This is a genomic window from Streptomyces sp. NPDC002564 (assembly GCF_042889645.1).
GTDB lineage: Bacteria > Actinomycetota > Actinomycetes > Streptomycetales > Streptomycetaceae > Streptomyces.
The window spans coordinates 92,189-100,576 of record NZ_JBIARE010000003.1; the positions used below are offsets into that span (position 1 = coordinate 92,189).

Annotated in this window: 8 protein-coding genes and 1 riboswitch; of the genes, 2 read left to right on the forward strand and 6 right to left on the reverse strand. The window is 69.3% G+C overall.

The genetic code is table 11. The annotated features are described in order from the left end of the window. The first annotated feature begins 5 nt into the window (after window positions 1-5). On the forward strand, window positions 6-287 hold the full coding sequence (locus ACFYXE_RS11990; RefSeq protein WP_125512351.1) for an Lrp/AsnC family transcriptional regulator: 282 nt from the start codon (window positions 6-8) through the stop codon (window positions 285-287). Window positions 288-322: 35 nt separating this feature from the next. On the opposite strand, the gene ACFYXE_RS11995 is transcribed toward ACFYXE_RS11990, so the two are convergent. The 6 genes from ACFYXE_RS11995 to ACFYXE_RS12020 form a co-directional block, all read right to left on the reverse strand. Next, on the reverse strand, window positions 323-1,696 hold the full coding sequence (locus tag ACFYXE_RS11995) for an aminotransferase class V-fold PLP-dependent enzyme (RefSeq protein WP_389311590.1): 1,374 nt from the start codon (window positions 1,694-1,696) through the stop codon (window positions 323-325). A gap of 176 nt (window positions 1,697-1,872) precedes the next feature. Then, a riboswitch (SAM riboswitch) is annotated at window positions 1,873-1,990 on the reverse strand. Window positions 1,991-2,098: 108 nt separating this feature from the next. Continuing rightward, window positions 2,099-3,163, reverse strand: a complete 1,065-nt coding sequence (trpD, locus tag ACFYXE_RS12000) for an anthranilate phosphoribosyltransferase (protein WP_361178122.1) — start codon at window positions 3,161-3,163, stop codon at window positions 2,099-2,101. 196 nt (window positions 3,164-3,359) lie between these two features. Further along, entirely contained in the window at window positions 3,360-5,000 is a 1,641-nt protein-coding gene (locus tag ACFYXE_RS12005; RefSeq protein WP_361178124.1) for a cytochrome bc complex cytochrome b subunit, read from the reverse strand. After that, entirely contained in the window at window positions 4,997-6,052 is a 1,056-nt protein-coding gene (locus ACFYXE_RS12010; protein ID WP_361178127.1) for a Rieske 2Fe-2S domain-containing protein, read from the reverse strand. Before ACFYXE_RS12010 ends, ACFYXE_RS12005 begins: the two co-directional genes overlap by 4 nt. Then, the gene (locus ACFYXE_RS12015; RefSeq protein WP_361178129.1) at window positions 6,049-6,858 is read right to left on the reverse strand and encodes a cytochrome c; all 810 of its coding nucleotides are present in this window, start codon (window positions 6,856-6,858) and stop codon (window positions 6,049-6,051) included. The genes ACFYXE_RS12010 and ACFYXE_RS12015 overlap by 4 nt, the downstream gene beginning before the upstream one ends. A 76-nt stretch (window positions 6,859-6,934) precedes the next feature. Then, window positions 6,935-7,555 carry a heme-copper oxidase subunit III gene (locus ACFYXE_RS12020; protein WP_055566234.1) on the reverse strand — a complete coding sequence of 207 codons (621 nt, stop codon included), beginning with the start codon at window positions 7,553-7,555 and terminating at the stop codon, window positions 6,935-6,937. A gap of 223 nt (window positions 7,556-7,778) precedes the next feature. On the opposite strand from ACFYXE_RS12020, the gene ACFYXE_RS12025 reads away from it, so the two are divergent. Then, entirely contained in the window at window positions 7,779-8,180 is a 402-nt protein-coding gene (locus ACFYXE_RS12025; protein WP_361178131.1) for a hypothetical protein, read from the forward strand. The last annotated feature ends 208 nt before the right edge of the window (window positions 8,181-8,388 follow it).

The window sequence follows — 8,388 nt, forward strand, 5'->3', positions numbered from 1 at the left end:
CAGCCGTGATCACCGCGATCGTGCTCATCAAGACCAGCGTGGACCGGATTCCGGAGATCGCCGAGTCGATCGCCGCGCTCGACTCGGTCAGCGAGGTCTTCTCCGTCACGGGTACGTACGACCTGATCGCGATGGTGCGCGTGCCGCGCCACGACGACCTGGCCGACGTCATCCCCGGCCGGATCAGCAAGATCCCCGGCGTCGAGGCGACCGACACGCACGTCGCGTTCCGCACGTACTCCCAGCACGACCTGGAAGCCGCCTTCGCGATCGGCCTCGACTCCTAAGCCTCCCGGAGGGCCGGGTCACCGGGGCGCCCCGGTCAGACGGCGGCGCCGGTGTCCGGCACGCACCGCCCGTCCTCGGTGCGGTAGTTCCAGCGCGCGCCGTCGGCCACGAGCTCCTTGACGGCGCGCACGAACCGCTCCACGTGCTCGTCGGGGGTGCCCGCGCCGAAGCTCACCCGGATGGCGTTCAGGGACTTCTCGCCGGGCGCCGCCTCGGGCGCGCCGCACTCGCCCTGGGTCTGCGGGTCGCTGCCCAGCAGGGTGCGCACCAGCGGGTGGGCGCAGAAGAGGCCGTCGCGCACGCCGATGCCGTACTCCGCGGACAGCGCGGCCGCGAAGTGCGAGCTGTTCCAGCCCTCCACGACGAACGAGATGACGCCCACGCGCGGCGCGTCGTCGCCGAAGAGCGACAGGACCCGCACCTGCGGCACCTCGGCCAGCCCGGTGCGGACCCGCGCGATGAGCTGCTGCTCCCGGGCGACGAGACCCTCGAAGCCCGCCTCGGTGAGCGCCTTGCAGGCGGCGGCGATCGCGTACACGCCGATGACGTTCGGCGAACCGGCCTCGTGCCGGGCCGCGCTGTCGTGCCACTCCACGTCCACTCCGCCGTCCGTGCGCCGCGCCACCTTGCGCGAGGCGCCGCCGCCCGCGAGGTAGGGCTCGGCGGTGCGCAGCCAGTCGGAGCGGCCCGCGAGGACACCGGAGCCGAAGGGCGCGTACAGCTTGTGCCCGGAGAAGGCGACCCAGTCGACGTCCAGCTCGTCGATGGAGACCGGGTGGTGGGGGGCGAGCTGCGCGGCGTCCAGGACGATGCGGGCGCCGTGGGCGTGCGCGGCGGCGGCGAGCTCCTTGACGGGCCACAGTTCGCCGGTGACGTTCGAGGCGCCGGTCACGCAGACCAGGGCGGGGCCGTAGGGGTCGCGGTCGGCGAGGGCGTGCTCCAGGGTGCGCACGGCGTCGCCGGGGGTGCGCGGCGCGTTGAGGTAGGTGACGCGGGCGTCCCGCCACGGCAGGAGCGAGGCGTGGTGCTCGGTCTCGAAGACGAAGACCTGGCAGTCCGCGGGCAGCGCGGCGGCGAGCAGGTTCAGCGAGTCGGTGGTGGAGCGGGTGAAGACGACCTGGTCGTCCTCGCGGCAGCCGAGGAACTCGGCGACCGTCGTACGGGCGTTCTCGAAGAGGTCGGTGGAGAGCTGCGAGAGGTAGCCGGCGCCGCGGTGCACGCTGCCGTAGTACGGCGCGTAGGCCGCCACGTCGTCCCAGACCCGCTGCAGCGCCGGGGCGCTCGCCGCGTAGTCGAGGGCCGCGTACGTCACCTCGCCGCCGGTGACCAGCGGCACGGTGACGTCACGGCCGAGGACGGCCAGCGGGGCACAGACGGACGAGTCGGCGGCAACGGCGGAAACAGACATGGCGAACTCCCGGAAGAGACAAGTGAGTTCACTGCGACGACGGCCGCGCGACGAGGGCTGCGGCGGTGCAGTGATGAAGAGAAGAAGGGTGCGCGGAAAAGGGGCCGGAAGGCCCTAGCACATTCGCTTGCTCACGAGACTGCTCCCTTGAGGACCAGGACCCCAGGGTTCGCAGGGGTCCGCGCTTGCCACGGACCTTGCTGTCCACGGCCTGGTCTTCACCCGGGGCACCCCGCCACGGACGGAGGGTTGCCGGACAGCGGGCCGGGGCCGTAGTCGCTGTCACTCATGACCTGTGCAGCATCCTGCCATACGATCTTCGGCGCGCAAGGCGCAGTCCAGGATCCGGACTGCGCCGTGCGTCACACCGATACCGCGTCCCGGGGACTCCCCCGGGGCCTGTCAGCGGTTGCTGGCGGACACCCAGCGCTCCAGGGCCTGCTTCGCGGCCCCCGAGTCGATCGCCTGCGCCGCGCGGTCCATGCCGGCCCTGATCTGGGCCACCAGCGGCTCGTCGGTCGGCGTGAGGGCGACCAGCGCCGCCGCGGAGTTCAGCAGCACCGCGTCCCGTACCGGGCCGCGCTCGCCGTCGAGGAGGCGCAGGGCCACCTCCGCGTTGTACGAGGCGTCGGCGCCCCGCAGCGCCTCGACGGGCACCAGGTCGATCCCGACGTCCCGCGGGTCGAAGGCCTCCTCGCGCACGGCGCCGTCCCGCACCGTCCAGACCCGGGAGGTCGACGTCGTGGTCAGCTCGTCCAGCCCGTCGTCGCCGCGGAAGACGAGGGAGGAGTGCCCGCGCTCGGCGAAGACGCCGGCCACGATGGGGGCCATCCGGGGGTCGGCGACGCCGACGGCCTGGGCCCGCACCCGGGCGGGGTTGGTGAGCGGGCCGAGCAGGTTGAAGACGGTCCGGATGCCGAGCTGGCTGCGTGCCCCGCCCGCGTGCCGCAGCGCCGGGTGGAACTTCACGGCGAAGCAGAACGTGATCCCCGCCTCGTCCGCCACCTCGACCACCCGCTGGGGGGTGAGGTCCAGGTTGACGCCGAGCTTCTCCAGGACGTCGGAGGCGCCGGACGCGCTGGAGGCGGCGCGGTTGCCGTGCTTGACGACCTTCGCGCCGGCGCCCGCGACGACGATCGCGGACATGGTCGAGATGTTGACGGTCTTGGCGCCGTCGCCGCCGGTGCCGACGATGTCGACGCTGGGGCCGGGCACGTCGATGACGTTGGCGTGCGCGTACATGGCGCGGACCAGGCCGGAGATCTCCTCGACGGTCTCGCCCTTGGCCCGCAGCGCCACCACGAAACCGGCGATCTGCGCGTCGGTGGCCTCGCCCCGCATGATGCGGTCCATGGCCCAGGCCGTGTCGTCGGCGCTCTGGTCGCGCCCGTCGAGCAGGCCGTTCAGGACGTCGGGCCAGGAACGGCCCGCCGCGGTGTCGCCTCCTGCGGGGGTCACAGCGCTCATAGCCGCTCCTGGTCTTCTTCGTCCGTAGGGCAAGGAAACACCCCCGCACGCGGGGGTGGGACCACCCTATCCAGCCTCCGGGACGGCAAAGAGCCCCGTCCATGCAATGGACGGGGCTCCTGCCGTGGCGACCGTGGTGGTCCCCCGCCCGGACGAGGCCGGGAGGGGGCGGTCAGTGCTTCACAGCATCAGGTGATCAGTGGTGACCGTGGCCGCTCGTGATCTCCTTGTACTCGTCGGCGGTGGGCTTGGGGATCTGGTTGTTCTCCCCGTAGTAGCCCTTCGAGAGCTTCGCCCGGAGCTTCTGCGTTCCGGACAGCTTGCGCTCCACGCCGTTCTCGTCGACCGACGGGCCGATCTCGACCGGCTGGTACTGCTCGTGCGCCGTGAGCGTGTGCAGCTGCTCGCGGCTGAGCGGCTCGTGGACCTCGATGAACTCACCGTGCGGCAGGCGCTTGATGATGCCCGACTCGCGGCCGTGCAGCACCTTGTCCTTGTCGCGCCGCTGCAGACCCAGGCAGATCCGCTTGGTGACGATGAAGGCGAGGACCGGTCCGACGAAGAAGCCGATCCGGACGAACCAGGTGATGGCGTTCAGCGACAGGTGGAAGTGGGTGGCCCACAGGTCGTTGCCACCACCGACCAGCATGATCATGTACGCCGTCAGCCAGGCGACACCGAAGGCCGTACGGGTCGGGGCGTTGCGCGGGCGGTCCAGGATGTGGTGCTCGCGCTTGTCGCCGGTGACCCAGGACTCGATGAACGGGTAGACCGCGATGGCCACGAGGACCAGCGGGAAGACCACGACCAGCGGGATGAACACGCCCAGGGCGAGCGTGTGGCCCCAGAGGTTGATCTCCCAGCCCGGCATCACACGGATCAGGCCCTCGGCGAAGCCCATGTACCAGTCGGGCTGGGCGCCGGTGGACACCTGGTCCGGGCGGTACGGGCCGATGGCCCAGATCGGGTTGATCGAGGCGATGGCCGCGATGACCGCGATGACACCGAAGACCAGGAAGAAGAAGCCTCCGGCCTTGGCCATGTAGACCGGCAGCAGCGGCATGCCGACGACGTTCTTGTTGCTCTTGCCGGCGCCCGCGTACTGCGTGTGCTTGTGGTAGAAGACCAGGATCAGGTGCGCCACCACGAGGCCGAGCATGATGCCCGGCAACAGCAGGATGTGGACCGAGTAGAACCGCGCCACGAAGTCGCCGCCGGGGAACTCCCCGCCGAACAGGAACATCGACAGGTAGGTGCCGACGATCGGCATCGACAGGATGGCGCCCTGCATGAAGCGGACACCGGTGCCGGAGAGCAGGTCGTCCGGGAGCGAGTAACCGGTGAAACCGGTGAACATGCCGAGGACGAACAGCAGGAAGCCGAACAGCCAGTTGACCTCACGGGGCTTGCGGAACGCACCCGTGAAGAACACGCGCATCATGTGCACGAACATGCCGGCGAGGAAGATCAGCGCCGCCCAGTGGTGGATCTGCCGGATCAGCAGACCACCGCGCACATCGAAGGAGATGTGCATGGTCGAGTTGAACGCCTCCGACATCAGCTGTCCCTGCATCGGGATGTAGCTGCCGGAGTACTCCACCTCGTTCATCGACGGGTGGAAGAACAGCGTCAGGTACACACCCGTGAGGATGATGATGATGAAGCTGTAGAGGCAGATCTCACCGAGCATGAAGGACCAGTGGTCCGGGAAGATCTTGCGCATGTTGGCCTTGGCCAGGGAGTAGATCCCCAGCCGGCCGTCGGCCCAGTCCGCGACCCGCTCACCGGCGGGCGCTTTCTGGCGCTTGTCGGTCGAAGAAGTGGTGGTGGTGCTCATCCGCGCTCCCAGAAGGCAGGACCGACGGGCTCTTCGAAGTCGCCGAGCGCCTCGAGGTAGCCCTTTTCGTTCACGCCGATGCGCAGCTGCGGCAGGGCGTGGCCGGCCGGGCCGAAGATCACTCGGGCACCGTCGGAGAGATCGAAGGTGGACTGGTGGCACGGGCAGAGGACGTGGTGCGTCTGCTGCTCGTACAGGGAGATCGGGCAGCCCACGTGGGTGCAGATCTTGGAGTACGCCACGATGCCCTCGTGCGACCACTCCAGCTCGCGCTTGTCCTTGATGTTCTCCGGCTGGATCCGGACGATCATCAGGGCGGCCTTGGCGATCTGGGTCTGGAAGTCGTGGTCGTGCTCGGACATGCCCTCGGGCATGGCGAAGGTCAGCGAACCGACGGCCACGTCGGCGGGCCGCAGCGGCTCGTGGGTGTTCATGTTCACGAGCATCTTGCCCTTGGCCCACTTGGTGTGCCGCAGCTTGTCCTCGGGCAGCGGCCCGAGGTCACGCAGCAGGACGACACCGGAGAGCGGGACCAGGGCCAGCGCGCCGAACATCGTGTTGCGGATCAGCTTGCGCCGACCGAAACCCGACTCCGCGGCGCCCTGCTTGAAGTCCTCCATGACCTTGGCACGGACCTCGGGCTCCGCCGCGATCTCGTGCCGCTCGTCGGCCATCTCCACGTCGGACATCAGGGTGCGGGCCCAGTGGACCGCGCCCGCGCCGATGCAGAACAGCGCCACGCCGAGGGTCAGGCCCAGGGCGAAGTTCAGGCCGCTGATGTGCCCGATCGGGAAGACGTAGATGCTCTTGTCCGCCGGGATCGCCACGTACGAGGCGATGAAGCCCACCGTCGCGATCATCGACAGCGTGAACAGGAACGCCACGGCTCGCTCGGAGCGCTTGGCGGCCCGCTCGTCGATGTCCTGGACACGGTGCTCGTGGGGCGGCAGCCCCGGGTCGGCGAACGGGTTCTCGTCCGTGACCGCCACCGAGCCGTGCTCGGTCTCCTGCTTGCTGGGCAGGTTCTCTTCTGGAATCTCTTGGCTACTCATGACTTCTTGGCCTTTGCGGTCCGAGCGGCGACCCACACGGCGACCGCGATCAGCGAACCGAGACCGAAGATCCAGCCGAAGAGGCCTTCACTGACCGGACCCAGACCGCCCAGCTTCAGACCGCCAGGGCTCTCGGTCTTCTCGCTGTTGACCGCGTCGAGGTACGCGATGATGTCCTTCTTGTTCTTCTCCGGCATCGTCGTGTCGGGGAAGGACGGCATGTTCTGCGGGCCGGTCTGCATGGCCTCGTAGATGTGCTTCGGGGAGACACCCTCCAGCGAAGGCGCGAACTTGCCGTGCGTCAACGCGCCACCTTCACCGGTGAAGTTGTGGCACTGGGCGCAGTTGGTGCGGAAGAGCTCGCCACCCTTGGCGATGTCCGCACCGTCCGGGCTGTACTGCTTCTCGGTCGGGACCGAGGGACCGGCACCCAGCGACGAGATGTACGCCGCCAGCTGGTCGATCTGGGCCTGGTTGTAGATGACCTTCTTCTTGGGCGCCTGGGCGCCCGGCTGCTGGAGCGGCATGCGGCCGGTGCCGACCTGGAAGTCGACCGCGGCGGCGCCCACGCCGACCAGGCTCGGACCGTCGGAGGAGCCCTGACCGCCGGTTCCGTGGCAGCTGGAGCAGCCCACGGCGTAGAGCTTCTTGCCCTCGTCGATGGCGAGGGACTGGGCGGTGTCATCGGCCTGCGCCTTGTCCGCCGGCGCGAACGCGGCGTACAGCCCCCCGGTGGCCGCCAGCGCGAGGAGTAGGACGACGACCGCCGCCAGCGGATGGCGTCGTCGTGCGGAGAGCTTTTTCACGGATTACCCCGGTGTCAGGATCTTCTGCGTCGATGCTGCTGGAATGTTCGGATGTGTCGCGTCAGCGACCTGCCGATTACTTGATCATGTAGATCGTGGCGAAGAGGCCGATCCAGACCACATCGACGAAGTGCCAGTAGTAGGACACGACGATGGCTGCGGTCGCCTGCTCGTGGGTGAACCTCCTGGCCGCGTAGGTGCGGCCGAGGACCAGCAGGAAGGCGATCAGGCCGCCCGTCACGTGCAGTCCGTGGAAGCCGGTGGTCAGGTAGAAGACCGAGCCGTACGGGTCGGACGAGAGCGAGAGGCCCTCGTGCTTGACCAGCTCGGTGTACTCGTACACCTGACCGCCGATGAAGATCGCACCCATGATGAACGTGACGATGAACCACATCCGGAGCTTCTTCACGTCTCCGCGTTCAGCGGCGAACACGCCGAGCTGACACGTGAGAGAGGAGAGCACCAGGATGGTGGTGTTCGTCGCTGAGAACGGGAAGTTCAGGGCCGAGGCCATTTCCTTCCAGTGATCAGGACCCGTCACCGATCGCAGGGTGAAGTACATCGCGAAGAGGGCCGCGAAGAACATCAGCTCGGAACTCAACCAGATGATGGTTCCGACGCTGGTGAGGTTCGGTCGATTGACCGGCGGGTGCGCGTGCCCGGTATCTACTGTCGTTGCTGTCGCCACGACCGACATTATGTCGGTCGCTTATCCCGCCCTCACCCCGGGGGGTGCCGTTCGGAGTGTCTACCGGGTGTGTCCTGCCCGGATGGCCCATCGCAGGCCTGTCCGAACCGGTGTTGACGGGGTGCCGGGAGGAGTAGCATCCGCGCATCGGTTCCCGACCCCCTGACGGCACAGCTCAGCCCCGTTCAGCACTGCACCGCACTGCTCTACGCACCGACGTACTGGAGGAACAATGCAGCCGACCGCCACGGTGCTGGTCTACAGCGACAACGCGAGCACCCGCGAGCAAGTCCGGTTGGCCACCGGTCGCAGGCCTGCGGCCGATGTTCCCGAGGTGCGGTTCGTGGAGTGCGCCACGGTCCACGCGGTCCTCAAGGAGCTGGACCACGGCGGCATCGACGTGGCCGTGCTCGACGGCGAGGCGGCGCCCGCGGGCGGCATGGGGGTCTGCCGGCAGATCAAGGACGAGGTCTTCCAGGCCCCGCCGGTGCTGCTCCTCATGGGGCGCCCGCAGGACGCCTGGCTTGCCACCTGGAGCCGCGCGGAGGCGGCGGTGACCCTGCCGGTCGAGCCAGTGGAGTTCGCCCAGGCCCTGGCGGGCCTGCTGCGCAGCCGGCGGGCCGTGCAGGCCTGAGGCCCGCTCGACTCCGGCTGGAGGCCGCACCCGGGCGTACGGGGCGGGCTCCGGTGACCGCCGAGGCGGGCAGATGACCACGAGAGGGGCCCGCGCCGATGGCGCGGGCCCCGCTCGTATGCCCCAGAGGGGCGCGCGGGGGGGCCCCGAGACCCGCGGCCGCCGCCGGGCCGCGTCGGCCCCCCCCGGGGCCGCCGTGGTGGCGGCG

What these genes read in the sequence shown, in the direction of transcription:
- ACFYXE_RS12025 (WP_361178131.1), top strand. Translation starts at nt 7,779, where the DNA reads ATGCAGCCGACCGCCACGGTGCTGGTCTACAGCGACAACGCGAGCACC.
- ACFYXE_RS12010 (WP_361178127.1), bottom strand. Translation starts at nt 6,052, where the DNA reads ATGAGTAGCCAAGAGATTCCAGAAGAGAACCTGCCCAGCAAGCAGGAG.
- trpD (WP_361178122.1), bottom strand. Translation starts at nt 3,163, where the DNA reads ATGAGCGCTGTGACCCCCGCAGGAGGCGACACCGCGGCGGGCCGTTCC.
- ACFYXE_RS12020 (WP_055566234.1), bottom strand. Translation starts at nt 7,555, where the DNA reads ATGTCGGTCGTGGCGACAGCAACGACAGTAGATACCGGGCACGCGCAC.
- ACFYXE_RS12005 (WP_361178124.1), bottom strand. Translation starts at nt 5,000, where the DNA reads ATGAGCACCACCACCACTTCTTCGACCGACAAGCGCCAGAAAGCGCCC.
- ACFYXE_RS11995 (WP_389311590.1), bottom strand. Translation starts at nt 1,696, where the DNA reads ATGTCTGTTTCCGCCGTTGCCGCCGACTCGTCCGTCTGTGCCCCGCTG.